27 protein-coding genes and 1 pseudogene are annotated in these 24370 nt (G+C 68.4%); 17 read left to right on the forward strand and 11 right to left on the reverse strand.

Translation table 11 applies throughout. The annotated features are described in order from the left end of the window. Window positions 1–6: 6 nt before the first annotated feature. The 3 genes and pseudogenes from BM140_RS21340 to BM140_RS21350 all read left to right on the forward strand — a co-directional run. Window positions 7–1200, forward strand: a complete 1194-nt coding sequence (locus BM140_RS21340) for a patatin-like phospholipase family protein (RefSeq protein WP_091950904.1) — start codon at window positions 7–9, stop codon at window positions 1198–1200. A 45-nt stretch (window positions 1201–1245) separates the two neighbouring features. Then, complete coding sequence (locus BM140_RS26710) at window positions 1246–1617, forward strand: energy transducer TonB family protein (protein WP_091950906.1); 372 nt, start codon at window positions 1246–1248, stop codon at window positions 1615–1617. 104 nt (window positions 1618–1721) lie between these two features. Further along, window positions 1722–2009, forward strand: a pseudogene (locus tag BM140_RS21350) (MFS transporter); the annotation flags it as partial. 197 nt (window positions 2010–2206) lie between these two features. Here BM140_RS21350 and BM140_RS21355 read toward each other — a convergent pair. Together BM140_RS21355 and BM140_RS21360 are read right to left on the reverse strand one after the other, a co-directional pair. Next, complete coding sequence (locus BM140_RS21355; RefSeq protein ID WP_091950971.1) at window positions 2207–2836, reverse strand: tyrosine-type recombinase/integrase; 630 nt, start codon at window positions 2834–2836, stop codon at window positions 2207–2209. Between the two features lie 445 nt (window positions 2837–3281). Further along, on the reverse strand, window positions 3282–3980 hold the full coding sequence (locus BM140_RS21360) for a glutathione S-transferase family protein (protein ID WP_091950908.1): 699 nt from the start codon (window positions 3978–3980) through the stop codon (window positions 3282–3284). A 205-nt stretch (window positions 3981–4185) separates the two neighbouring features. Here BM140_RS21360 and BM140_RS21365 point away from each other — a divergent pair, with 205 nt between their 5' ends. From BM140_RS21365 to BM140_RS21375, 3 genes are all read left to right on the forward strand, one after another. Further along, entirely contained in the window at window positions 4186–4374 is a 189-nt protein-coding gene (locus BM140_RS21365) for a hypothetical protein (protein WP_244535564.1), read from the forward strand. 33 nt (window positions 4375–4407) lie between these two features. Continuing rightward, window positions 4408–5247, forward strand: a complete 840-nt coding sequence (locus tag BM140_RS21370) for an aldo/keto reductase (RefSeq protein WP_091950910.1) — start codon at window positions 4408–4410, stop codon at window positions 5245–5247. A 438-nt stretch (window positions 5248–5685) separates the two neighbouring features. Then, window positions 5686–6255 carry a type 1 glutamine amidotransferase domain-containing protein gene (locus BM140_RS21375; RefSeq protein WP_091950912.1) on the forward strand — a complete coding sequence of 190 codons (570 nt, stop codon included), beginning with the start codon at window positions 5686–5688 and terminating at the stop codon, window positions 6253–6255. A 110-nt stretch (window positions 6256–6365) separates the two neighbouring features. Here BM140_RS21375 and BM140_RS21380 read toward each other — a convergent pair whose 3' ends face one another. The 3 genes from BM140_RS21380 to BM140_RS21390 all read right to left on the reverse strand — a co-directional run bounded on the left by BM140_RS21380 (window position 6366) and on the right by BM140_RS21390 (window position 9179). Continuing rightward, window positions 6366–6779: an ester cyclase gene (locus tag BM140_RS21380; protein ID WP_053610527.1), complete on the reverse strand. Its 414-nt coding sequence runs from the start codon at window positions 6777–6779 to the stop codon at window positions 6366–6368. Window positions 6780–7204: 425 nt separating this feature from the next. Next, window positions 7205–8317, reverse strand: coding sequence for an alkene reductase (locus BM140_RS21385; protein ID WP_091950914.1), 1113 nt, complete (start codon window positions 8315–8317; stop codon window positions 7205–7207). Between the two features lie 40 nt (window positions 8318–8357). Beyond that, on the reverse strand, window positions 8358–9179 hold the full coding sequence (locus tag BM140_RS21390) for an alpha/beta fold hydrolase (RefSeq protein WP_091950916.1): 822 nt from the start codon (window positions 9177–9179) through the stop codon (window positions 8358–8360). 359 nt (window positions 9180–9538) lie between these two features. Between BM140_RS21390 and BM140_RS21395 the strand changes: the two genes are divergently transcribed. The 3 genes from BM140_RS21395 (at window position 9539) to BM140_RS21405 (ending at window position 11206) form a co-directional block, all read left to right on the forward strand. Then, window positions 9539–9817, forward strand: coding sequence for a hypothetical protein (locus BM140_RS21395; RefSeq protein ID WP_091950918.1), 279 nt, complete (start codon window positions 9539–9541; stop codon window positions 9815–9817). Between the two features lie 104 nt (window positions 9818–9921). After that, window positions 9922–10980, forward strand: a complete 1059-nt coding sequence (locus BM140_RS21400) for an SDR family oxidoreductase (RefSeq protein ID WP_091950920.1) — start codon at window positions 9922–9924, stop codon at window positions 10978–10980. 46 nt (window positions 10981–11026) lie between these two features. Then, on the forward strand, window positions 11027–11206 hold the full coding sequence (locus tag BM140_RS21405) for an SDR family NAD(P)-dependent oxidoreductase (protein ID WP_091950922.1): 180 nt from the start codon (window positions 11027–11029) through the stop codon (window positions 11204–11206). Here BM140_RS21405 and BM140_RS21410 read toward each other — a convergent pair. After that, on the reverse strand, window positions 11196–12218 hold the full coding sequence (locus tag BM140_RS21410) for a zinc-binding alcohol dehydrogenase family protein (RefSeq protein ID WP_091950924.1): 1023 nt from the start codon (window positions 12216–12218) through the stop codon (window positions 11196–11198). The two genes, BM140_RS21405 and BM140_RS21410, sit on opposite strands and share 11 nt — an antisense overlap. Before the next feature lie 602 nt (window positions 12219–12820). On the opposite strand from BM140_RS21410, the gene BM140_RS21415 reads away from it, so the two are divergent. The 4 genes from BM140_RS21415 to sorB all read left to right on the forward strand — a co-directional run bounded on the left by BM140_RS21415 (window position 12821) and on the right by sorB (window position 15694). Further along, window positions 12821–13309: an RNA polymerase sigma factor gene (locus BM140_RS21415; RefSeq protein ID WP_091950927.1), complete on the forward strand. Its 489-nt coding sequence runs from the start codon at window positions 12821–12823 to the stop codon at window positions 13307–13309. Further along, the gene (locus BM140_RS21420) at window positions 13309–14025 is read left to right on the forward strand and encodes an anti-sigma factor family protein (RefSeq protein WP_091950929.1); all 717 of its coding nucleotides are present in this window, start codon (window positions 13309–13311) and stop codon (window positions 14023–14025) included. The genes BM140_RS21415 and BM140_RS21420 overlap by 1 nt, the downstream gene beginning before the upstream one ends. A 123-nt stretch (window positions 14026–14148) precedes the next feature. Then, window positions 14149–15360: a SorA family sulfite dehydrogenase catalytic subunit gene (gene sorA / locus BM140_RS21425; RefSeq protein ID WP_091950930.1), complete on the forward strand. Its 1212-nt coding sequence runs from the start codon at window positions 14149–14151 to the stop codon at window positions 15358–15360. A gap of 13 nt (window positions 15361–15373) precedes the next feature. Next, window positions 15374–15694, forward strand: a complete 321-nt coding sequence (gene sorB / locus BM140_RS21430; RefSeq protein WP_174804894.1) for a SorB family sulfite dehydrogenase c-type cytochrome subunit — start codon at window positions 15374–15376, stop codon at window positions 15692–15694. Between the two features lie 49 nt (window positions 15695–15743). Here sorB and BM140_RS21435 read toward each other — a convergent pair whose 3' ends face one another. Together BM140_RS21435 and copM are read right to left on the reverse strand one after the other, a co-directional pair. Beyond that, window positions 15744–17183, reverse strand: a complete 1440-nt coding sequence (locus BM140_RS21435) for a YncE family protein (RefSeq protein WP_091950973.1) — start codon at window positions 17181–17183, stop codon at window positions 15744–15746. Window positions 17184–17232: 49 nt separating this feature from the next. Next, window positions 17233–17631, reverse strand: a complete 399-nt coding sequence (copM, locus tag BM140_RS21440) for a CopM family metallochaperone (protein ID WP_091950935.1) — start codon at window positions 17629–17631, stop codon at window positions 17233–17235. Between the two features lie 197 nt (window positions 17632–17828). Between copM and BM140_RS21445 the strand changes: the two genes are divergently transcribed. The 3 genes from BM140_RS21445 (at window position 17829) to BM140_RS21455 (ending at window position 20078) form a co-directional block, all read left to right on the forward strand. Beyond that, on the forward strand, window positions 17829–18338 hold the full coding sequence (locus tag BM140_RS21445) for a sigma-70 family RNA polymerase sigma factor (protein ID WP_091950938.1): 510 nt from the start codon (window positions 17829–17831) through the stop codon (window positions 18336–18338). Further along, complete coding sequence (locus BM140_RS21450) at window positions 18335–19132, forward strand: anti-sigma factor family protein (protein WP_091950940.1); 798 nt, start codon at window positions 18335–18337, stop codon at window positions 19130–19132. Before BM140_RS21445 ends, BM140_RS21450 begins: the two co-directional genes overlap by 4 nt. A gap of 61 nt (window positions 19133–19193) precedes the next feature. Beyond that, a complete protein-coding gene (locus BM140_RS21455; protein ID WP_091950942.1) occupies window positions 19194–20078 on the forward strand; it encodes a LysR substrate-binding domain-containing protein in 885 nt (294 codons plus the stop codon). Window positions 20079–20092: 14 nt separating this feature from the next. On the opposite strand, the gene BM140_RS21460 is transcribed toward BM140_RS21455, so the two are convergent. The 3 genes from BM140_RS21460 to BM140_RS21470 all read right to left on the reverse strand — a co-directional run bounded on the left by BM140_RS21460 (window position 20093) and on the right by BM140_RS21470 (window position 23409). Then, the gene (locus BM140_RS21460; protein ID WP_091950944.1) at window positions 20093–21184 is read right to left on the reverse strand and encodes a molybdopterin-dependent oxidoreductase; all 1092 of its coding nucleotides are present in this window, start codon (window positions 21182–21184) and stop codon (window positions 20093–20095) included. A gap of 64 nt (window positions 21185–21248) precedes the next feature. Further along, the gene (locus BM140_RS21465) at window positions 21249–22331 is read right to left on the reverse strand and encodes a YeiH family protein (protein ID WP_091950946.1); all 1083 of its coding nucleotides are present in this window, start codon (window positions 22329–22331) and stop codon (window positions 21249–21251) included. A 277-nt stretch (window positions 22332–22608) separates the two neighbouring features. After that, window positions 22609–23409, reverse strand: a complete 801-nt coding sequence (locus BM140_RS21470) for a pentapeptide repeat-containing protein (RefSeq protein WP_091950948.1) — start codon at window positions 23407–23409, stop codon at window positions 22609–22611. Between the two features lie 185 nt (window positions 23410–23594). Here BM140_RS21470 and BM140_RS21475 point away from each other — a divergent pair, with 185 nt between their 5' ends. Continuing rightward, entirely contained in the window at window positions 23595–24269 is a 675-nt protein-coding gene (locus tag BM140_RS21475) for a Crp/Fnr family transcriptional regulator (RefSeq protein WP_091950950.1), read from the forward strand. The last annotated feature ends 101 nt before the right edge of the window (window positions 24270–24370 follow it).

Genomic DNA, 24370 nt, shown 5'->3' on the forward strand with positions numbered 1-24370 from the left:
GCTTCCATGTCACCCACCAAACGCCTCGTGACAAGCCGGTCGGCACTCGTTTCCGCCCTCGTCGGATCGCTCGGAGCTTGCGCCTCGGTTCCCCGCATCCCCTACGGGGCGAGCGAGTCCGCCGCGGCCGAGATCGCCGGTATACCCGGTGCCCGCGCCTACTCGGACGCATCCGTCGGGACCTTCGCTTCGATGCTGTCGAATGCGTCGGGACGCAATCGCCCGTTCTCCTACCTCGCCTTGTCGGGCGGAGGCGGCGACGGTGCCTACGGGGCGGGCATCATGAACGGGTGGACCGCCACCGGCACCCGACCCAAGTTCAGCCTCGTCTCGGGCGTGAGCACGGGGGCGCTGATCGCCCCGTTCGCCTTCCTTGGTCCCGCCTACGACCCGATCCTCACGGAGATCTACACCAGCGGCGTCGCCGAAAACCTGGTGAAGGATCCGAGCGTCGTCAACGTGCTCTTCGGCTCCGGCCTCTTTGGTGACGACCGCCTGCGGGACCTCGTCGGGCGCTACGTCACGCCTGACCTGCTCACTGCCGTCGCCATCGAGCACGCCAAGGGCCGTCGCCTGCTGGTCGTGACCACCAACCTGGACGCCAAGCGGGCGATGATCTGGAATATGGGAGCCATCGCCGCCAGCGGCGCACCCAACGCCCTGGCCCTGTTCAGGGACGTGCTCACCGCCTCCGCCAGCATACCGGCCGTATTCCCCCCGCAGCTCCTCGACGTCCGGGCGGGGAACCGAAACTTCCAAGAACTTCATGTCGACGGCTCGGTGACGACGCCGGTCTTCACGGTGCCGCAGGCTTTCATGGTGGGGGATGGGCGAGCCGGCGTGGCTTCGCGCAAGTCCGACATCTACGTGCTGATGAACGGCAGGGTCGAGCCCGAGTTCGAATTGGTCGGCAACGACTCCCTGTCCATCGTCGAGCAGACCGTAGCGACCGGAAGCCAAGCCCGCAGCCGCGCGAGCCTCGCGGCGACCTACGCCTTCTCGCAGGCGCACCGCATCGGCTTCCACCTCACCTACATCGACGAGGGCGCCCCCCGCACCTCGACCGCGCGCGGCTTCGACACGGCCCACATGCGCAGCCTCTACCAAGCTGGCTACGACAAGGCCCGGGCCGGATCGGCATGGCGTGGGGACGTTCCCGTCTCGCCGCTGGCGTCCAAGGTCATCGCATCAGCGAACTGACCCGCTCCCCACCAGGGAGACCGTCATCAGCACACATGGATTTCCATGGCCCCGCATCGAACGATTGCATGCCTTTGGCTCTGCTGCCTGCTGGTCGGACCAGCGAACGCTCCGGCCCAGGCAAGCGTTGCTCCCGAGGTCAGGGGATGGGTATCCGCCCTCGTGGCCAAGGTGCAAGCCGCCGGGAATGCCGACGGCATCCCGCGGAACAGGCGACGCACCGGGGTCGTCGACCTGAGGATCGTGGTCAGTGCGGATGGAGCGCTACGAGACGTTTCCGTTGCAGGACGTCCACTGTCGCGTGCGGATGAAGAGGGCGTCATCGCCGCGGTGAGGTCCGCAGCTCCCTTCGCGCGCCCTCCCGATGCCCTCCTTACGCCCGAGGGGACAGTGGAATTACGCTTCCAATGGAATTGACCCGACGGCGATGACGCGTCCCATACCCGGCTGGAACCTACCGCAGGTGCTGGGACATTATGCAACGGCCAACCTCTGCGTTGTCGCGATCCTGAGAGATAGGGCTGGCCCTCAACCTGCCGCTGGTCGCTCTGGCGGCGATCCTCTACGGCGCCGGCAACGGAATCTTCTCGATCGCACGGGGCACCGTGCCCCTGGCGCTGTTCGGCCCGGAGCGCTACGCGCCGCTGCTCGGCCGCTTGGCGCGGCCGGGTCTGGTCGCCCAGGCCCTGGCCCCGCCGCTCGGCGCCTACGCCCTTGCCCATGGCGGCGCCGACACCACGTTCGCCCTGCTCGCCGGCCTGGCCCTGCTCAACGTCGCCCTGGTCGGGGCGTTGTGGCGGGCACGCTGACCACGGCAGAAGTTATGAGCATTTCTAGTGCGTTTAGGACGGACTCATAACGGACTGACAGCGCCGGTAATGTCCGCTAGCCCCCCCATCCGGTCCTTCAGCGACAGCGCCGCGAATGTCTGCTTGGGGTCATTCGGCACCCTTGGGGGAGACCATTTTACTGGCACGCCGCGGCCATTTCGACCGCGGCGTCCGGTTCAGATCTCGGTTTGCTCTGAGAGGATCAGCGCGTCGTCAACCTCAATGCCGAGATAGCGAACCGTGCTCTCCAGCTTGGTATGGCCAAGGAGCAATTGGCAGGCTCGGATATTGCCGGTGCGCTTATAGACCAGTGCGACCTTCGTGCGGCGCAGGCTGTGCGTGCCGAACGCCGAAGGGTCCAGGCCGATCAGGGCAACCCAACGGTCGACCAGGCGACTGTAATGCCGCGTCGTAAGATGCTCTCCGAGTCGACTCCGGCTTGGAAACAGCCAGTCGCCAGCTTTCAACCTGCGCGCAGTCAGCCAAGCCGCGAGAGCCTCGCGCGTCGGTTCGGTGATCTCGAACGGGACCGGCCTGCCGGTCTTGCGCTGGCAGACGGTCGCTCGGAGACGCACGGCGTCGCCCAGGTAGATGTCGCTCACGCGCAGGCCGACGAGATCACACCCGCGCAGCTTGCTGTCGACGGCGAGGTTGAACAGGGCGAGGTCTCGCGTGCGGTTGGCGAGCTGTAGGCGCGTGCGTAGGGCCCAGATGTGCTTCGGTTTCAGCGGCGGTTTGGGGCCGACGATACGCTCGCGGTTCCAGGGAACACGCGGTTTTGTGGAAACGGTAACGACTTCGGGCATGACAGGCTCCTGGGTTGAGGAGCTCGTCATGAGGAACCCGATGCTGCCGCTGAGCCCAATGTCGAATGACGGCTCTCTGCAGCGAAAGCCGACATTGGCGCCGGCGGGCCTGGATCCCCGCTCCAGACCCATTGCCGACCCTGGGGAGGTCTGCTTCGGGGCGGCTTCGTGGAGGCCGGCCTACGACCGAAGTGGGTGGATTTCTGCCTGTCCGCTCCCGGGCGACGATAGACGAAAGCGGACCTCATCGGCGCGATCTGGGGCGAAGCGTGGTGAGACGGCCCCCGCTTTATCGCCGATGTTTGCGATCGTGCGACGTTCGCCGTGAGGGCCCCCCGCCGCGCTGAAGACCGCGCTGTTGTGCGCGGCCCTACGCCCCTATGCCTGGGAGGCGGGCGAAGCGAGCCGGCGCGTCGCGTAGTCGCTCCGCCGGACCCAGTCCCGATCAGGCGGTCTGAAGCGCACTCAATTCCTGAAGGCCGCCGCCATCCGCATAAGCGAGGCGGAAGCTCGGGCGCGCCTTCCAGCGCTGCCAGAACTGGTCGAGCTGCTCGTAGCGCTCATCCAGCGGGGTCGCGACCGGACCGAACTTCGAGAACGCGATCGCCGTGCACAGCGTGATGTCGGCGAAGGTCGGGTGCGCGCCACCGAGTATCCAATCCCGCCCATCCGACAGATGCCGGTCGACGAGGCCGGCATGGGAAAGCGCCTCCTTGCGACAATGCTCGCCCCATTGCGGGTTGCTAGTCAGTTCCAGCTTCGGCCCAAGGCCCTGGTGGAGCACGTGGAACAGTGTCGTGAGCCGGTACAGGATCTGCACCCAGATCCGGTCGTTCCACATCACGTCCTGTGCCTGCTCCAATGCGCCTTCGCCCAGGATTTTGCGGCCCGGGAAGCTCTCGTCGAGGTAGCGTGCGATTGCGACACTCTCGGCCAGATAACCGCCACCCGGCAGCTCAAGGGTCGGGGTCTCACCCCACGGATTGCGCTTGAGATGTCGCCAGCCGCGCTGCTCACCGCCCGGTGCCATGTCGAGCACACGCTCCTCGACATGCTGCGCGATACCCTTCTCGTGCATGAACAGGCGCACCCGCTGCGGGTTCGGGAAGGCTGACGGCGAAGTGTAGAGGGTAAGCTTGTCCATAATTCCTCAGCGGAGCGTGCTTTCGACGTCACCACATGTGGGGTTGGTTTTGAGCGGCAACAGAGGGACGCAAACGTTGGCTTCGTGCCTGCTCCCCACCCTGCCGAACGTGCCGGAGGTCCGGCGAACGACCGCTTTGGAGAACCGCATCCAGTTCTTTAGGTGGGGTACAGCGACGACGGAATTCGCGACCAAACGGTGCGGTATGACGGTGCGCACCGCCCAACAACACGGACAAGCCGACATGGACCGGCTGCTGACGCACGCCCAGAAGGGCGAGCTCAACCGGACCTGCCTCGCCACCCACCGTTTCTCCCTTGAGGACGGAACGCGCGGCTACGACATCTTAAAGCACAAGACGGACGGCTGCTTGCGCGCGGTGTTCGCGCCTTAAACGCACGTGTCGTCCGCGGATGTAGGGAAAGGCATGGAGCAGCGCCCGTTTGGTCCCGTACCGCGTGATGTTGCGGTGATCGGCCAGGGAACCTGGTACATCGATGACGCGCACCGGCCCACCGCGGTCGCAGCGCTCCGCCGCGGCCTCGACCTCGGCATGACGCACATCGATACCGCCGAGATGTACGGCGACGCTGAGACCGTGGTCGGCGAAGCCATCACCGGGCGGCGCGATGACGTGTTCCTCGTCTCCAAGGTTCTCCCCAGCAACGCCTCCCTTGCCGGGACGGTGGCGGCCTGCGAGCGCTCGCTCGCGCGCCTGCGCACCGACAGGCTGGACTGTTACCTGCTGCACTGGCCTGGCTCGCATCCCCTTGAGGACACCTTCGCCGGCTTCGAGCGGCTCCGCGAACAGGGCAAGATCCTGTCCTGGGGGGTGAGCAACTTCGATGTGCCCAACCTCGAAGCCGCCTGGAAGGCCGGGGGCGAGGGCCGCATCGCCTGCAACCAAGTGCTCTATCACCTGGAGGAGCGCGCGATCGAGCACGCCGTCCAGCCCTGGTGCGAGGATCACGGCATCGCCGTCGTCGCCTACAGCCCATTCGGCCATGGCAGCTTCCCCGGCCCACGAACACCGGGCGGCCGCGTCCTGGAGGAGATCGCGGCGAACCACGGCGCCACCGCCCGTCAGGTCGCGCTCCGGTTCCTCACGCGGAGGCCGTCCACCTTCACGATCCCCAAGGCGTCCAGTCCCGAGCATGCCGCCGACAACGCCAGCGCTGGCCCGCTGCGGCTGACGGAAGACGAGCTCATGCGGATCGACGCAGCGTTTCCGCGGGGTCCCCGACCACGCCACCTTCCCATGTTGTAGGCCCGTGATGCCCGCTCGGTCAGGGCAGATGATCGTCCCGCCGTCTCGCATCCCCACCCGGCCGCGGACGATCCCGCCGCTGGGCGGGGATTCGCGGATCGGCGGATCGTCCGAACGACCCACGCTGCCTGCCGAGAGGTGAAGGCGCCTCGAACATGCGTCGTGGCGACCGTCCGGCGGATGGGCGCCCCCTCGGGCCGCAAAGGAACTCGTTCGTATCCCGGGAGATGACTTTCCGCCCAGCGCACAGTCTGGCGGCGCACCGGCCGCTCGGTTCGGTGATGCCGGCGCGCCTCCAAGTCTATCGGACGCTGAGCGCCGTCCGCCACCGCGAAAACGGCGTCGCGGCCGGGATACCTCCGGCATCGACCGCATCCCGTCGTGAGGAACGGCGCGACCGTGCCTCCGTTAGGTTCCGACACCCAGAAGGACGATGACATGAGCTTGCAGGGCAAGAAGATCGCGATCCTGATCGCACCGCGCGGCACCGAGGATCCGGAGTTCGCCAAGCCGCATGAGGCGGTGAAGCAGGCCGGGGCGACCGTGACGGTCATCGGTCTGGAGGCCGGCGAAGCCGAGACAGTCAACAACGACCTCGATCCCGCCAACCGCTACAAGGTGGACAGGACCATCGAGGGGGCGTCGGCCGCGGACTACGACGGCCTCGTCGTGCCCGGCGGCTGCGTCGGCGCCGACAAGCTCCGGGCGAGCAAGGATGTCGTGGCGTTCGTCCGGGACTTCTTCGCCGCGGGCAAGCCGGTCGGGGTCATCTGCCACGGGCCGTGGACCCTGATCGAGGCCGACGTCGTGAAGGGCCGGACGCTGACCTCCTACCCCACCGTTCGGCGGGACATCGAAAACGCCGGCGGCACCTGGGTCGACGAGGAGGTCGTCTGCGACAAGGGGCTCGTCACGAGCCGCACGCCCAAGGACCTGCCAGCCTTCTGCGCCAAGATCATCGAGGAGTTCGCTGAGGGCCGCCATCCCGACCAGGCCCGGAGCGCCTGAGGAGTCGGGAAGCCGACGATTGACTCTTGAAACCCGGGGCGGTCCATGGGCCGCCCCGTGCCAAGCCTTGACGACGTCCCGTGGCAGGGGCGCCCTCGCGGAAGCTTCAATCAGCCCTCGATGGCGCCGATCTGCTTGAGGATACCGAGCTCGTCGGAGGAGCCCCACCGCTCGACCATCTTGCCGTCCACGAAGCGGCCGATCTGCATGCCGCGGACCTTGATGGCCTTCCCCGTCGGCTTGTGGCCGTTGAAGTCGCCCTGGTGCGTGCCGGTGAGCGTGTAGGCGAACGCGACGCTGTCCCCGTCGGCGACGAGCTTCTTCACCTCGACCTGCATGTCGGGGAAGGCGGAACGGAGCTGCGTGAAGAAAGCCTGGTATCCCTCGGGACCCATGTGCTGGCCCGGCGCCGGGTCGTGATCGTGGCAATCCGGGGCGACGACCTCGGGGAAGGCATCGAACCGACCGCCGTTGACGAGTTCTCCGAACTTCTCGGTCGCCTGGATGCTGCTCTCGCGGGACATGGTGCTCCTTGGGTTCGGTTCGGTAGGATCGGGGCGTCTCACTCGAAGGCTAGGAAACCCGCGCCACGCCCGGTCGTTGCACGCCGCCCTCGCGAGGCCGCGCCTGGACCCGGTGCCGGAGCGACGCGGCGCGCCGGCCCGCACGTCGGCATGGGTTGTAGGCGGCCGAGGACGCACTCTCGGCGCCACGTCGCATACTCACCGACTTGGCCGCCTCGGAGGCTCGGAGCGCGGTTTCGAGCAACTTGCCCCTGGTGGTGGTGAACCACGCCCGATGTCGGCCGGGGTACACACCGGCCGCTCGGTTCGATCCTGCCGGCAAGGCCGAGGTTGGCCGAGCGCTCTCCCGCGCGCAGCAAGACACTCACACGATACAGGCCGTCGCCTCGGTCACAATCGGCGACGTGCCGATCTCCGTGATCGGTTCAGCGCCGTACCGGTACCGGCCCGTCCATGCCCGGCCAGTCGGAGTAACCGGTCGCACCGCCGCCGTACCAGTATTGCTTGGGGGCCTCGGCCAGCGGTGCCCCGCTCGCCAGCCGCCCGACGAGGTCGGGGTTCGCAATATAGGGCCTTCCGAAGCTGAACAGATCGGCGCGGCCTTCGGCCAGTTCCTTCTCAGCGAGATCCAGGGTGTTCTGGTTGTTGCCGATATAGGCGCCCTCGAACCGGCGCCGCAGGTCGAGGAAATCGACGCCGTCCGGCACATCCCGGGTCTGCTGCGTGACGCCCTCGATCGTGTGAATGTAGAGCAAGCCGAACGCGTTGAGCGCATCGACATAGGCGCCGAAGGTGGCATGCGTCTCGGAATCGAGCGGTGTCTCGCCGGGCTGCGTCGTGGCGGGCGACAACCGGATGCCGACGCGGCTTCCGCCGTCCCAGGCCTCGGTCACCGCACGGACCACCTCAAGCGGGAACCGCAAACGATTCTCGATCGAGCCGCCGTAGCGATCGGTTCGCTTGTTGGTCGAATCTCGCACGAACTGCTCCAGCAGGTAGTTGTTGGCCGAGTGGACCTCGACCCCGTCGAAGCCGGCGCGCTTGGCGTTCACGGCCGCGCGCCGGTAATCCTCGACGATGCCGGGGATCTCGTCGGTCTCCAACGCCCGCGGGGTGACGTGGGGCTTCATCCCCTCCATCGTGAAGGCAGTTCCCTCCGGCTTCACCGCCGAAGCGGAGACCGGGAGTCCGCCCCCTGGCTGCAGGTCGGGATGGGAAATCCGCCCGGTGTGCCACAGCTGGAGGAAGATGCAGCCGTCGTTGGCGTGGACGGTCGAGACGATGCGCGTCCAGGCCTCGATCTGCTCGTCCGACCAGATGCCCGGCGTGTAGGCATAGCCCACGGCTTGGGGCGAGATATTGGTGGCCTCCGTGATGATCAGGCCGGCGCTGGCACGCTGGCCGTAATAGTCGGCGGCAAAATCCGGCGGCACGCCCGCGGTCGAGGACCGACTGCGGGTCAGCGGCGCCATCACGATGCGGTTCTTGAGTTCCAGGTCGCCGATTGTCACGGGTTGGAGGATCGGGCTTGTCGTCATGATGCCTCGGATCGTGGGGGGATGGTGAGCGGAGTGCGGGTCAGTCCTTGAGGAAGGCGATTAGATCCGCGTTCAGCCGCTCGACATGGGTGAATGGTACGGCGTGCGGCGCGCCGTCATAGACGACGAACTTGGCGCCAGGGATCGCGGCGGCTGTGGCCTTGCCCGACACGTCGATCGGTACAGTCCGGTCGGCATCGCCGTGGATGACGAGGGTCGGCACGCGGAACGCGGCCATGTCGGCGCGGAAGTCGGTCTCGGCGAAGGCCGTCACGCAGGCAGTCGTCGCCTTCGGCGACCCGCGCATCGCGAGGGTGCCGGTCCATTCGATCAGGTCGGACGAGACCGGCGACGAAAGCATCCCGACCCCGAAGAACGTCTTGGCGAAGGTCGCCATGAAGTGTGGGCGGTCCTTCTTCAGCCCGGCGATCATGCCGTCGAACACCGCTGAGTCGACGCCCTCTGGGTTGTCGGGAGTCTTGAGCATGTAGGGCGTCACCGACGAGACGAGCGCGGCTCGAGTGATCCGGGCGCCGCCGTGCCGGCTCATGTACCGGGCGATCTCGCCGCCGCCCATCGAGAACCCGACCAGCGCCACGTCCTGCACATCAAGGGCGTCGAGCACGGATTTCAGGTCGTCGGCGAGTGTGTCGTAATCGTAGCCGTCCCAGGTCTGGTCCGAGCGGCCGAAACCGCGGCGGTCGTAGGCGATGGTGCGCAAACCCGCCTCGGTGAGCGCCCGCTGCTGGAACTCCCACATGTCCGCATCAAGCGGCCAGCCGTGGACGAGCACGACCGGCCGACCGCGTCCCCAGTCCTTGAAAAAGAGCTGCGCGCCGTCGTGGGCCGCGATGAAGGGCATGATGGTCTCTCCGGTCAACCGATCGTCCCTCCTACGACGAGTTCCGGCCGGCGTCGGTTCCCCGGGGTGAAACCTGCGCGAATAACGCCGCATTCAGTGCGCTGCGGAAAGCGCCAGTGGACCGCCGAGGAAACGCGCCGGATCATCTGGCGGCAACGGCTCGTCCGCACCTGACGTCTTCGTTCAGCCCGCAGCGCCGGACGAACCGGTGTCTCCGACCCATCAAGCCAGCGATCACGATCGCTAAACGACTGCCTTGATCGAGCGTTTATCCGCTTTCAAGCGCCGGATCTGAAGCGGTGAGCGGCTGAGTTGGGTCGGAAGCAGCCCCTCGCCTGGTAGATTGAGCTTAGACCCTGTTGTTCCCACCGCTCAACGTCTGCGAGGATCCGAGGGACAACAAGGCACGCGGGCTCTGGCGGGAGCGCAACCCCGACCGCCTCGCGTGGTCCTGCCGCCTGATCGAAACGGTCGTGCCCGGCGATGCGCGACGGGCCGAGCTGCAGGCCATGCTGGACTCGCGCTCACGGGCCTTCGGCGGGCAGAAAGTCATCGCTCGCGACTTCTCCGAGGTCGAAGATCGTTGCAGGCGTGCGATGGGCGAGGCGCGGACCGGATCATCAAGCGTGCGAACCTAGGCCGAGGACGGCAGCTTTCCTTTGGGTAAGACTGGTCCAGGAAGCAGTCGCCGCCCACGCGTCCCGCCAATGCCCAGCTTACGGGAAACAGGAGCGAGCCGACCATGCAGAGAAAAGTCCTCGTCGCGGGCGCCCAGGGCGTCATCGGCCGCGCCGCAGCCACTCGCCTCGCTGTTCGACCCAATACCCAAGTGCTGGGGCTGTCGCGACGGACCGAGCCGTCCGTCCCGAACGTCGAGGCGGTCTCGGTCGACCTGCTCGACCCCGGACAGATCCAGGACCGCCTCGGCGGCATCCGCGACGTCACCCACATCGTGTTCGGCGCCTACATCGAAAAACGGACCGCCGCCGAGAAGAGTACGGTCAACGTCGCGATCCTGCGCAACCTGCTCGACGTCGTCGAGGAGACCTCACCGGGCCTGCGCCACGTCACGTTCTACCAGGGCGGCAAGGCCTATGGCGCCGATCTCGGCCCGTTCAAGACGCCCGCCCGCGAAGACGACCCGCGCCTGATGCCGCCGAACTTCTACTACGACCAGGAGGATCTCCTGCGTGAGCGCCAGCAGGGCAAGGATTGGTCGTTCACGGCCCTTCGGCCAGAGGCGGTCTGCGGCTTCGCGGTCGGCAACCCGATGAACCTGCTGACGGTGATCGCCGTCTATGCGGCCATCTCGAAGGAACTCGGCATCCCGCTTCGCTTCCCGGGGACCGAGGCCGCCTACCGGGCGCTCTACCAGGTCAGCTCCGCCGACATCCTGGCCGAGGCCGCCGACTGGGCCGGTACGACGCCGGCTGCGCGAAACGAGATCTTCAACATCACCAACGGCGACTACTTTCGCTGGCAGCACATGTGGCCGCGGATCGCGCGCATGTTCAACATGGACTGGGCCGATCCGATCCCGATGCCGCTCGCGACCTACATGGCCGACAAGGGGCCGCTCTGGGATAGAATGACCGAACGCTACGGGCTACAGCTGATCCCCTACGACAAGGTGGCTTCGTGGCCCTTCGGCGATTTCATCTTCGCCAGCGGCTTCGACAACATCAGCAGCACGATCAAGGCCCGCCAGGCCGGATTCCATGCCTGCATCGACACCGAAGACATGTTCCGGAACCAGTTCCGGCACCTGAGCGACCTGAAGGTCATCCCGCCCGTCGCCTGAAATCCGGCATCGCCTACGGCATCACCCGTTAGGAAGGAAGCCGAACATGTCCTGCCTCGAGAAGAGGGTCGTCATCACTGGTGCCGGAAGCGGCATCGGCGCCGCCACCGCAAAACGGTTCGCGTCGGAGGGCGCTTCCGTCGTCCCGAACGGTCGGGACCGGGGCAAGCTCGACCGGCGTCCCAGCTCCGAGCCGGGACGCTTCGCGTGTCGGCTTAGTCGCTGAACCCAGCGAGGACGACCTTGCCCCTTGCCTTCCCGCTCTCGATGAGCGCGTGGGCGCGTGCCAGGTTGGCGGCGTTGATCGAACCGAAGGTCTCGCTCAACGTCGTGCGCAGCCGTCCCGCATCGATCAGGCGGGCGATCTCGGTCAGGATCGCATGCTGCCGTTCCATATCGGCGGTCTGGAACAGCGAGCGGGTGAACATCAGCTCCCAGTGCAGCGACAGGCTCTTTGGCTTGAGCGGCATCACGTCCAGGGTCTCAGGGTCGTCGATCGGGCCGAGGCGTCCCTGCGGCGCAAGGAGCTCGATGATCTGCGGGAGATGCGCACCGGTCTGCGTCGTCGCGAACACGAACCCGGGTGCTCCGGGAAGACCGAGCGCCGCCACCTCGGTGGCGAGGGGCTTCGCATGGTCGATCACGTGGTGGGCGCCGAGGTCCCGGCACCATTGCGCCGTCTCGGGGCGCGAGGCCGTAGCGATCACGATGAGATCCGTGAGCTGCCGGGCGAGCTGGATCGCGATCGAGCCGACGCCGCCGGCGCCGCCGACGATCAGGATTGCCGGGGCGGCACCCGGCACGGGCCTGGCGACGTCGAGTCGGTCGAACAGCATCTCCCAGGCGGTCAGCGCGGTGAGCGGCAGCGCTGCGGCGGCGGCGAAATCGAGGGTGGCCGGCTTGGCACCGACGAGGCGCTCGTCCACGCATTGAAGCGCGGCGTTGCTGCCCGGCCGGTCGAGCGCACCGGCGTAGAACACCGCGTCGCCGGGCTTGAACAGGCGCGCGTCCGGTCCGACCGAGACCACGGTTCCAGCTGCATCCCAGCCGAGAACCTTCGGCTCACAACCCTGCTTGTAGGCGCCTTGGCGAACCTTGGTGTCGATCGGATTCACCGAGACGGCTTGCACGCGCACGAGCAGGTCGCGCCCGGCCGGCACGGGATCGGGAAAGGTGGTGTCGAGGAGGGCGTCCGGCGCATCGATCCGGGCGCCTTCTGTGTAGGTAACAGCACGCATGAGTGTCTCCCAGGATGTCGCAACGGGCGACCCCGCGCCGCCGTCCTAGGCCGCCTCATAGCGTGCCGCCTCCTTTGGCGCAGCGGCATGACGCGCATATCCCGCCGCTGCTGCTGAGACGGTAAGGCAGGGGCGAAATGTTGACCCAAACGAATTTCGAGATCGGTGATTCAGCAACCTAACGGTTGTGCCAAGGCGCTTTGGACGACCAGATTGAGTCGGGTGCGGAATGTCCGCTTCTGATCAAAGGGTTGAGGTCCGCTCCCCACCCCATCCGGTCCTTCAGCGGCCGTCACCCCAGAGTCCGCAAGGGGTCAGGAGTTCGCCTCCGCCTTGTTCAGCTCAGCGCCATGAGCGGACATCAACTCGATACCCGGAACCGGACATTCAGCTTCGCGCCCACCCCGGTCTTAAAACCGCATCCTCACAATGCCTGAAAGCAGACATACGAGCTTGCAATCGATTGTTCAGCAACAGCAACGCTCCGAGTAGCGCTGCAGAGGTGTAAGGCCTCCCGACATCCACAACCATCGACGACCGTTGCGACTCTGTGTGGACATGCATCGATGTGCTATGGAGTGCGGGGAGGATGACACATCAGGATGCGGTCCATCGGTGAGCACCTCGTCGAAGCGTGGCCGCGCCTGTTCCGCTACGCGCTGACGCTGACGCGGGAGCCCGACGCCGCGCGCGACCTGATGCAGCAGAGCGCCCTCAAGGCGCTCTCGACGGGGACGACGCCGAGCGAACCGCGGGCGGCCCGCGCCTACCTGTTCCGGATCGTGCGCCACGCCTGGATCGATCGGCTCCGCCGGAACCGGACCCGCCGCGAGGACGATCTCGTGGATTGGCCCGACGAAGGGTTCGACGACCGCCTGATTGAGGCCATCGCCGTGCGCCAGGCTTTCGCCACCCTCGATGCACCCTGCCGAAAGGTCGTGACCTGCGTGGACGTCGAAGGCCTGAGCTACCGGGAGACCGCCAAACGGCTCGGCATTCCCGTCGGCACGGTCATGAGCCGTCTGCACAGGGCGAGGCGGATCATGCTGCACCGGATCGCCGAGCCATCCGATGGGAGCGAGGGGCCGTGATGCGCTGGGAGACCCTCAATGCCTACGTCGATGGGGAACTTGATGCGAAGGACCGGCGCGCGGTCGCGGAGACGCTGGCCCGCGATCCGGTCCTGGCCGCGCGGGTCGCGACCCTGACCCGGCTGAAGCAGGGGGTGAAACGGGAGGTGAAGGCTGCGGTCGTGCCGCCCCCGCGCGCGCCGATGGCCCGCGCCTCCCTCGGATGGGCGTGCGCCGCGGCCCTGGTCGTCCTCGTCGGCACCGGCTGGCTGGCCCCGTCGTCTCGCCCGCCGGCCGACGCCGCGCGCGCGGCCTTCATGGCCTGGAGTGCGGCGGGCGCACCCGCGAACGCCATGCAGCCCGCGGGCGGCCTGAACGGCTTCCCCCTCGATCTCGGGGCGGCGGGCTTCCGCTTGGTCTACCTGTCCGAGGGTGACGGTTCGGCTGGCCGGCTTGCCGGTTACGAGGGGCGTCACGGCTGCCGGCTCGCCGTCTGGAGCAGGCCGTCGCGCGGGCAGGCCGGACTCGAGATCGCGCAAGGGGACCGCGACCTGCGTGTGGCGCGCTGGGACAGCAAGGGGCGCCGCTACGTCCTCCTGTCCGAGACGGTGCCGGCCGAGCGCTTCGCCCTGCTGGCCGAGGCGGCCGTGCTCCTCACCGAACCGACCAAGACGGACCGCCTGCGGCTCGCCCTGGACCGGGCCACCGGCCTCTCTGAACGCCCCTGCACCGGCTGACCGGCGCGGGCCGCGGAATTTATTTCGACCCGCCGCGAATAGACCGGGGGCGACGTGCGTCTCCTCCTCCGCACGTCGCGGGCCCGGTCGCCGGAGTCACGCGCGAAACCGGGGAGGAATCGGATGCTCGACAGACGCGATCTCATCAGGCGGGCGGGTCTCACCGCCCTGGCGGGCCTCGGCGGCGGCAGCTTCGCGTCGTTGCGGGCACTCGCGGGCGACACCACCACGCTGCCCTTCGGCAACGGCGAGCGGCCCCTGGTGGCCTATCCGGGCAAGCGCCCGCTGCTCCAGATGACCGCGCGCCCGCCGCAACTGGAGACCCCGTTCTCGGTGTTCGACGAGGGCGCCATCACGCCCAACGACGCGTTCTTCGTGCGCTACCACCTCGCCGACATCCCGACCGAGATCGACCCCGAGACCTACCGGGTTGCGATCAAGGGCCATGTCGAGAAGGAGGTCTCGCTCTCGCTCGCCGACCTGAAGGCGATGCCGACGACCGAGATCGTCGCGGTCAATCAGTGCTCGGGCAACTCTCGCGGCTTCTTCGAACCGCGCATGGCCGGCGGGCAGCTCGCCAACGGGGCGATGGGCTGCGCCCGATGGACCGGCGTGCCGCTGAAGGCGGTGCTCGACAAGGCCGGGGTGAAGGCGGGCGCCGTCGAGGTCGCCTTCACCGGCCTTGACGGCCCGGTGATCCCGGAGACGCCGGACTTCGCCAAGTCGCTCAAGCTCGACCACGCCCGCGACGGGCAGGTGATGCTCGCCTGGGGCATGAACGGGCAGGATCTGCCCTGGCTCAACGGCTATCCCCTGCGCCTCGTCGTGCCAGGATTCTACGGCACCTACTGGGTCAAGCACCTGGAGAGCATCAGCGTGCTCGACAAATCCTTCGACGGCTTCTGGATGCAGAAGGCCTATCGCATCCCCGACAACGACTGCGCCTGCACGCAACCCGGCAAGGCGGCGGACAAGACCGTGCCGATCAACCGCTTCACCGTGCGCTCCTTTCTCACCAACCTGACCGACGGGGCGGACGTGAAGGCCGGGCGCACGCCCTTGCGCGGCATCGCCTTCGATGGTGGCTCGGGAATCAAGTCGGTGGCGGTCTCGACCGACGACGGCAAGACCTGGGCGGAAGCGCGGCTCGGGCAGGATCTCGGCCCCTACGCCTTCCGGCCCTGGACCCTCGACGCGGAGCTGTCGCAGGGGGCGCACGCGATCCGGGTGCGGGCAACCGCCAACGACGGGGCGAGCCAGCCGATGGAGCCGCGCTGGAACCCGGCCGGGTACCTGCGCAACGTGGTCGAGACCACCCGCGTGCGCGCGGCCTGAGGGAGTGACGACGATGACCCGCACCACCCTCGCCCTGACGGCGGCGCTTGCCCTCGCCACCGGCGCGGCCCTCGCCGCCCCGAAATCCTACGCGGTGCCGGAGCCGACCGCGGAGCTGCGGGCGCCGAAGGCCGGCACGCACGCGGAGGGCTTCGAGGCGGCCCAGGCGAACTGCCTCGTCTGCCATTCGGTGGACTACATCGCGATGCAGCCGCCCGGCAAAGGCGCGGCCTTCTGGGAGTCCGAGGTGACCAAGATGGTCAAGGTCTACCACGCGCCGATCGACGCGGCGCAGGCCAAGGCCATCGCCGCCTACCTCGCCGACACCTACTGAGGCGCGGCTGGAAACAGGGGGCGGTCCGGCGACCGCCCCCCTCGTCCCGTCAGCGCGGTGCCTGCGTCTGGACCGTCGCGCCGGTCTCGCCGGGCTTGCCCTCGACGATGACGAGGCTTCGCCGCGCGGCCTCGTTCGCGTTCTGCGTCACCTGCCGGATCGGGCCCACGGCGTTGACGATGGCCGCGCCCGCCGGGTTCGTCATGAAGGCGGCCAGCGGCTCCAGCGGCCCGGCGCCCTTCGGATCGGCCGAGAGGGCCAGCACGTAGGGCTTCTTCGGCGTGAGGCCCGTCACCGCCGCCTGCAGGGTCTGCAACACGCCCTGGTCGAACAGCGTGACCTGCGTGGCCGCCTTGCCATCCGGCCCGGCCAGCGTCAGCGTGCTCGACTGGCCCGCCGCGCCCAGCGGCTGGAGGTTCGGCGCACCCGCTCCCTCCGACACCGCGTCCGGGACGTAGGCCACCCCCTGCGGCCCCTGGCCGATCGGGATGGTGGCGATCACCGCGTTGCTGCCGGTGTCGATCACCGCGACCGCGTCGGCATTCTCCAGGCCGACATAGATCCGCGAACCATCGCCCGAGGGCCAGAGGCCGTGCGGGAGCGCGCCGGTGGGAATCGTCGCGACCTGCGAGAAGTCGTCGGTGCGGAACACCTTCACTTGGTTCAGGCCGCCGATCGTCACGTAGGCGAACTGCCCGGCCTTCGTGCGCGCGATGTTGACGTGGTTGGTGATCGGTCCGGTCTCGATGGTCTTGAGCGCCTTGAACGGCGGCGTGGCCTCGAACACCTGGACGCGGCCGACGTCCTTGAGGGTGAACCACACCTGCTTGCCGTCGGGCGTCGCCGCGATGTCGGGGCAGAACGGGCTCTCCTGCTTGATCCGCCCGACGATCTCGCGGCTCTTCACGTCGATGGCGACCGTCTCGGGGCTGAAGCTGGAGCAGACGTAGCCGTAACGCCCGTCGGGCGAGAAGATCGTCATGCCGGGCCCGTTTGGCACCGTGATCCGGCCCGTCTCCTTGCCGGTCCCCGCGTCGAGGATCGCGACGTAGTCCTCGCCGCGCACGCTGACCCAGACCTCGCGCCCATCCGGCGTGAAGAACGCCTCGTGCGGCGAGCGGCCGACATAGGTTGTGCGGCGCACAGTGTTGGTGGCGGTGTCGATGAAGCTGACCGAGTTCGAGCCGATCGAGACGGCGAGCAGGGTCTTGCGGTCGGGCGAGAAGCCCATGCCGTGGACCAGGAGCTGGCCGCGATAGAGCGGGCTCAGGTTCGCGGGCGTCGTGTCGCCGAGACGGATCACGCCTAGGAGCGTATTGGCGGCTGGGTCGATCACCGAGACCGTGTTGGAGAACTGGTCCGAGGTGTAGAACCGGTCGCGGGGGCCGACCGGCACGTCCGGCGCCGAGGCGGGCCCCGGCGCCTGGCCCGCAAGCGCGGTCCCGCCGAGGAGGGCGAGCAGCAGGGTCGCCGGAATGAGGTGTCGCATCATGAAGGTCTCTTCGCGCTGATGGTCGGGACGGGGGACGGCGATCCGCTCAGTGGTGGTGGCGGGCCGGCGGCTGCGTCGGTGGGGTCTGCGCGACCGGTCGCTCGGCGAGGGCGCGGCGCATGACCTCGATCTCCTGCGCCTGCTCGACGACGATGCCCTGCGCGAGCCGACGCAGGACCGGGTCGCGGCCGTATGCGAGTTCGGCCTTCGCCATCTCGATCGCGCCCTGATGGTGCGGGATCATCATGGCGGCGAAATCCCGGTCGGGGTCACCGGACGGCGACACCGCCATGTCCGCGTGCATCCGCGCCATCGATTGGGCCATCATCGCATCGAAGCCGCCGGGGGCGGTCTCCGCATGCCCGGCGCGCATCATCATGCCGCCGCCCAGGACACCCCCGGCCATGAACAAGGTGATGAGGATCGCCGTCGGTGCTCCGCGCATGGTCTCTCCCGCAGTGTCGAGGTCACGCGGGGAGAGATGCCGGCCGGGCCGGGATATTCCCCGGCGCTCCCGGTCAAGCGGTCACGGATGCGTGATCGGCTCGCCGGGGCCAAGCTTGGAATAGTTCGGGCAATTCCGGCATCTCTGTTCCGAACAGCGGCACGGGCATCGCCGTAGCCGCGATCCGGAGACCACCCTTGGACGACCTCGCCGTCCTGATCGAACCGCAGATTCCGGCCCTGCGGCGCTACGCGACCGCGCTGCTGCGGCAGCGCGAAGCAGCCGACGACCTCGTCCAGGACACGCTGGAACGGGCGATCCGCGCCTGGCCGCAGCGCCGCGAGGGCGATCTGCGGGCGTGGCTGTTCGCGATCCTGCGCAACCGCTACCTCGAAGGCGTGCGCCGCCGCCGGGGCATCGAGGTCGGCCCGGAGGCGCTGATGGAGATCGCGGAGGTCGGGGTCGATCCCGAGGCGGCCGTGGGCGCGCGGGACGTGCTCGACGGGATCGCCGCGCTTCCCGAGGAGCAGCGGTCCGTCCTGCTCCTCGTCGCGGTCGAGGACATGTCCTATGCCGAGGTCGCCGCCGTGCTCGCGATCCCCGTCGGCACGGTGATGTCGCGCCTCAGCCGGGCGCGCGGCCGGTTGCGCGCCTTCCTCGACCGGGCTCCCACGATCGTCACCGGGCATCTGCGGAGGGTGAAATGACCGCGTCCGACCCGCGTCCCGTCGGCGAGGACGACCTGCACGCCTTTGTGGACGGACGGCTCGATCCGGGCCGCCGCGCCCGCGTCGAGGCGTGGCTCGCCGCGCATCCGGAGGCAGCCGCCCGGGTCGCCGCCGACCGGGAGGTGCGGGAACGCCTGCGGGCGCGCCTCGCGCCCGTGGCGGACGAGCCGATCCCCGCCCGCCTGCGCATCGCGAACCTCGCAGGCTCGCGCCGGATGCGCCTCCCGCGTCGGTGGCCGAGCGCGGCGGCGGCGGCGCTCCTGCTCGCCCTCGGCGGCGCGGCCGGGTGGGCCGGGCGCGGCGCCGTGCCGGGCCCGGGCGCCCACGCCGAACCGATGACGCAGGCGGCCGTCTCCGCCTTCCGCACCTACGTGGTCGAGGCCGCCCATCCGGTCGAGGTCCGCGCCGACGGCTCGACCGACCTCGTGCGATGGCTCAGCGCGCGCCTGGGCCGGCCCGTCACCGTGCCGGACCTGCGGGCGCAGGGATTCCGGCTCATGGGCGGGCGCCTGCTCCCCGCCGGAGACGAGCCGGCGGCGATGCTGATGTACGACGACGACCGGGGCACCCGCCTGACCCTGTACAGCCGGGCCGGGCCGACCGGCGGGCGCGGCGTGTTCCGCTACGCCCGCGCCGACGACGTGGCCGCCTTCTCGTGGATCGATGCCGGGATGTCCTACGTGGTGACGGCCCGCACGGACGAGGCGCGGCTGCTCCGGGTCGCCGAGGCGGTCGATGCGCAGGTCTCGGGCAAGCGCGAAGTCGCGCGGTGATGCTCGTATCCGAACCCTGCCGGACCACGCCGGCCAAGGCCCCCGCCGAGCACGAGACGCCATGACCCTCGACCAGTTGCGCATCTTCGTGGCGGTCGCCGAGCGCCAGCACGTCACGCGGGCGGCCGAGGCGCTGAACCTCGTCCAGTCGGCGGTCAGCGCCGCCATCAGCGCACTGGAGACTCGGCACGCCGTCAAGTTGTTCCACCGGGTCGGCCGGGGCATCGAACTGACCGAAGCGGGCGGCGTCTTTCTCAGCGAGGCTCGCGCGGTGCTCGCCCGCGCCCAGGCGGCCGAACAGGTGCTCGCGGACCTCAGCGGCTTGCGGCGCGGCACGCTGTCCATCCAGGCGAGCCAGACCATCGCCAGCCACTGGCTCCCCCGGCACCTCGTCGCCTTTCGGGCGGCCTATCCCGACATCGTCCTGCGGCTCGGCATCGGCAACACCGCCGAAGCCGCCGAGGCGGTCCGAGCCGGGACGGCGGAACTCGCCTTCGTGGAGGGCCCGATCGAGGACGGCAGCCTCGCGAGCACTCCGGTCGCCGAGGACCGGCTGATCCTCGTCATCGCGCCTGATCACCCGTTGGCCGCACGCGCGCGGTCGGGACGATCCGACCTCGCTTCAGTCTCCTGGGTGCTGCGCGAACCCGGATCGGGCACGCGCTCCGCCTTCGAGGCGGCGATCGTCGCGCTGGGCATCGCACCGGACGCACTCACGGTTGCCCTCGAACTGCCGTCGAACGAGGCTGTCCTCGCCGCCGTCGTGGCGGGGGCCGGGGCGAGCGTTCTATCCGAAGCGGTGGTCGGACCCTCTCTGCGAACCGGAGCGCTCGTCGCCGTGCCCTTCGCTCTGCCGACGCGAACCTTCCGGGTCCTGCGCCACAAGGAGCGCTACCGCAGTCGCGCCGCCGACGCCTTGCTCGACCTGATCCGTGCCGCCCCCTGACGGGGGGCGGCCCTTCAGGCGACCTCGACCCACACACGGTGCCAGGAGGCGCTGAGGTAGCCCTTGAAGTTCCACGTCTCGTCCGGCCGCGCCGGCTGGGTCTGCCCGGCGCTGTCCCAGGCGCGCACCACGAGGTCGCGCTCGCCGGACGGAAGGTCCAGCACGATCTCCCAGAACGTCCAGGCGAAGGGAGCGCCGGCCTCGTGTTCCAGCGTAGCTTGATGCCAGGACCGACCGCCATCGCCCGAGACATCGACGCGCACGATCGCCCGATCTCCCGCGATGGCGTACCCGCGAATGGTGGTCTCGCCCGCCTTGAGCCGGGCTCCGCGCGCGGGCTCGCAGATCGCGGCGTTAAGCGGCATCGTTTCGATGGTGTGGCCTTTCGCGGGATTGGCGGTCTCGGCCGTCACGTCCGGCGGGAACAGCTTGTAGTCGTCGGCTTGCATCGGGTTGGTCGAGGGATGGTCCTGCACCGTGATGCGCTTCAGCCATTTCGGGCTGCGCACGCCCGCGAAGCCCGGCACGACGGCCCGCACGGGGAAGCCGTGCTCGGGCAACAGCGATGCCCCGTTCATCGCGAAGGCCAGCAGTGTCTCGCCGGCGACCGCCTTGGCGAGCGGGATCGAGACGCCGTAGGGCCGTCCCTCCACCACATCTTGGCTCTCGAAGGCCACATGGAGGTCCGAGTGGAGGTTCGCTCCTGGCGCTACGCCCGCCGCACGCAGGACGTCGCCGAGGCGGACGCCGGTCCAGTCCGCCGTCCCGATGGCGCCGCCGTCCCAAGGATCGCCCGAGACTGGGGCGACCGCCCGCATATCGGCGCGGCGGTTGCCGGCGCACTGCATCGTGGCCGTGACGGTCGCCTCGGGAAAACGCGCGCGCAGATCCGCCAGCGACAGATCGAGGGGACCGACATGCGCGCCATCGACGGACAGGCGCCATGCGGCGGCGTCGATCTCCGGCAGGTCGCCGTGGGAGCGGACGTAGAAGTCTTCCGCAGGGGTCCGGTAACGGGCCCGCAGGCGGGTCAGCGGTGGCTCGGCATTGTAGGGGCGCTCCCCATGAACGATCAGGCGCGCCATACGCTCGGTCAAGCTCGACATGGGTGTCTCTATCGCAGAAGGTCGGACTCCAACGCGCTCATACGCGCCGGGTGGCAGGCCTATTTCAGGCGATGCCGAGCAGGCGGATCAGCCCGAGGCTCACGGCCGTCAGGGCGGCGAGCGAAGCGACTACCGCCAGGGTGACGCGTGGTCCCGCCTTGGCGACGCTGCGCACGTCGACGCCGAGGCCGAGGGCCGCCATCGACACGATGGTCAGCGCGTTCGCCGCCGCGGCCATGGGGTGCAAAGCCGCTTCGGGAACGAGCTCCGCGGAGCGAAGACCCGTCAAGGCCAGGAAGGCGAGGATGAACCACGGCACCAGCCGGTGCAGCGGCATCCGGCCCGAGGCGGGGCGCTCGCCGGCCGTGCGGTGCGGTACGGTCACGCCCGTCCCCGCGCGCAGCCAGCTAATCCCGAGCGAGAGAGCCAGGACCACTGGCCCAAGCATCAGCACGCGGACCAGCTTGACCAGGGTGCCGACTTGGACGCTGAGGGCGGCCACCGGGGCGGTTGCGGCGAGAACCTGCGGCACGGCGTAGACCGTGAGCCCCGCGAGCACACCGTACTGCATCGGTGAGAGTCCGAGCAGCGGCACGAGCAGCGGCAACCCGAGAACGACGAGAACGCCGAGCACGGCGGTGAAGGCGATGGAAGAGGCGACGTCCTCGCCGTCCGCGTCGATCACCGGGGCCGCCGCCGCGATCGCCGAGTTTCCACAGATCGAGTTGCCGCAGGCGACGAGGATGGCCAGGCGCGGGGTCAACCCGAGAACTCGGCCGATGCCGTAGCTCGCCGCAATGGCGAGGGCCACCACCACCGCGATGCCGACGAGGAGCCCCGGCCCGGCCGCGAGCAGCGTCCCGAGGCTGAGCGAGGCGCCGAGCAGGACGACGGCGATTTCCAGGACGGTCTTGGCGCCGAACGCGATACCGCGAGCGAAGCGCCGACCAGGGTTCCAGGCCGTGCGGACGGCCGTGCCCAGCACGATGGAGAGGACCAGAGCCTCCAGCCACGCACGGCCGAAGATATGCTTCTCGACCATCTCCAGCCCGAGGGCGGCGCCCGTCACCGCGAGGCAAAGGCTCAGGCCGGGCAGGATGGAAGACAGAGCAAGCGCGCGTGATCGGAGAAAGGCTGCTGCGGGCATGGTGCGTGCACCTCGCGGACTGGATCTGCCACGACCATGACCGCGTCCATTCGTTCGATCCAACGGAACGTATCGATCATTTTGATCACGCGATGCGATGATTTGGCTGGGGACGACGAACGTCGTGCTTTGGCTTGAAGCCAGTCTTGTCGATTGGGCAACCCGAGTTTGCGGCTTCGCTGATATCAGGGAACGTTGTAGATTACCGCTGACTAGGTTTCTTGAGACAGAAACCGTTGAGGTCAGAGGCGGGCCGTCAGGTTGGTGAACGGGCGGATCAATCGGATGCCTGAGTGACGGCACGGTCGATGTTCACCCTCTCCGCCCAGTCCTTGGCCTCGGACTGACCTTGGAGGTCGATGAGACGAGCGCCGCTGACATCGACGTTCTTGAAGTCCGCGCCCGTGACCGTAGCACCGGTCAAATTGGCCCCGGACAAGTCTGAGCCCATCAGCACCACGCCAGTGAGATCGGCATCCTTAAGATTCGCATACTCCAGGCGTGACCGGCCGAGGTTGGCTCCCTTGAGGTTCGCGCCCGACAGGTTCACCGAGGTGAACACCGCCCGCATCAGACCCATGGACTGATTCTTGATGTTGGCTCCGCCCTTGAGATCGACCAGCGTGGCGCTGCTCATGTTGGCGCCCTTGAAATCGCCGATGGGCATGGACCGGCTGAGGTCGGCCCCGCTGAGGTTGGCCTCCCGCGCAGTGATGCCGAACATTTTCGCGTCCGCGAGCTTGGCCCCGGAAAGGTCTGCCTTCAGGAGCCATGCCTGTTCGAGGTTTGCGCCGCTGAGGTCGGCGCCGCGTAGATTGGCCTTGTTCAGGCGCGCAGTTCGTAAGTTGACGCCCCGGAGATTCAACCCGGAGAGATCGAGGCCCGACAGCGCCTTGTCGTGCAGGTCGATGGGCTTACCGTCCGCGGCCTGGATCATCGCCTCTACGTCGGCGCGGCTCATCTCGGCCTTCGTCATGGCAGGCGAGGACATGTCGGCTCCGAGCAGCAGATCTTGTTCGGCCGCGGCGGGGCCGGCAGCGAAGACGGCGAGCATGAAGCTGAGGGCTAAGCGGCGCATCGGTTTACTCCCGGCGGGCGCCACGCATGGCGGGCACCCTTATCGTGTTCGTTGTGTCGCGATGCTATGCCGGGCCGCTGCACCCGGTCGGTGACCCAGGTCACACAAATCCGGCGCGGCGGGAGGAAAACGCAACGCGCGCCGGACGATCAACCCGTCGTCATGGCCGGGGGACCACGCCAGCCATGACGGATGCCCAAAAGGTCGAGCGGTGGATCGACCGGTTTCCGCTTCTTCAAGCTCTCAGCCCGGCGCATCTTCAGATCGCTCGGGGAACCGTGCATTTCCCGGTGCTGGATGCAGGCGCCATCGCCTACGAACTAAATGGCGAGTGTGCCAACTACCTGATGTGCCTGGAGGGACGCACGCGGATCTTCCGGATGTCGGAGGGCGGACGCGAGGTGCTGATCTACAAGGTTGGCCCGGGCGGCACCTGCCCCCTCACCACTCAGTGTCTCCTGTCCGGCGGCACCTTTCCGGCGCAGAGCGTGGCCGAGGAGCGGACCGAACTCGCGGCCCTGCCGGTCGGCACGTTCCAGCACCTGATCGGCGACAGCGCGGCGTTCCGCAGATTCGTCATGGATGACTACACGCGATTGATGTCCGGCCTGTTCACGCTGATCGACGAGGTCGCGTTCGCACCGCTAAAGCAGCGCCTCGCGCAACGCCTCCTCGCTGAAGCCGATCCGCGGGGCGTCGCCGCGGTGACCCATCAAAAGCTCGCGGACGATGTCGGAAGCGTGCGCGAGGTGGTGAGCCGCATTCTGGCACAATGGGCCGAGGCGGGCCTGATCGAACTTCGTCGAGGCGCGGTCGAGATTGTTGACCGGACCCGCTTGGAGGCCGCCGGGCGGCGGTGACTGGCGGCGTGCTGGTGTCCATTTTTGAGGCCGACGCCAATCGAGCTTTACGACTGGGTTGGTTCGGTAGGGCCTTGTCTGCTCTTTTTGGCAAGCCCTCC

This window comes from Methylorubrum salsuginis (genome assembly GCF_900114375.1).
In the GTDB taxonomy this organism is placed as follows: Bacteria; Pseudomonadota; Alphaproteobacteria; order Rhizobiales; family Beijerinckiaceae; genus Methylobacterium; species Methylobacterium salsuginis.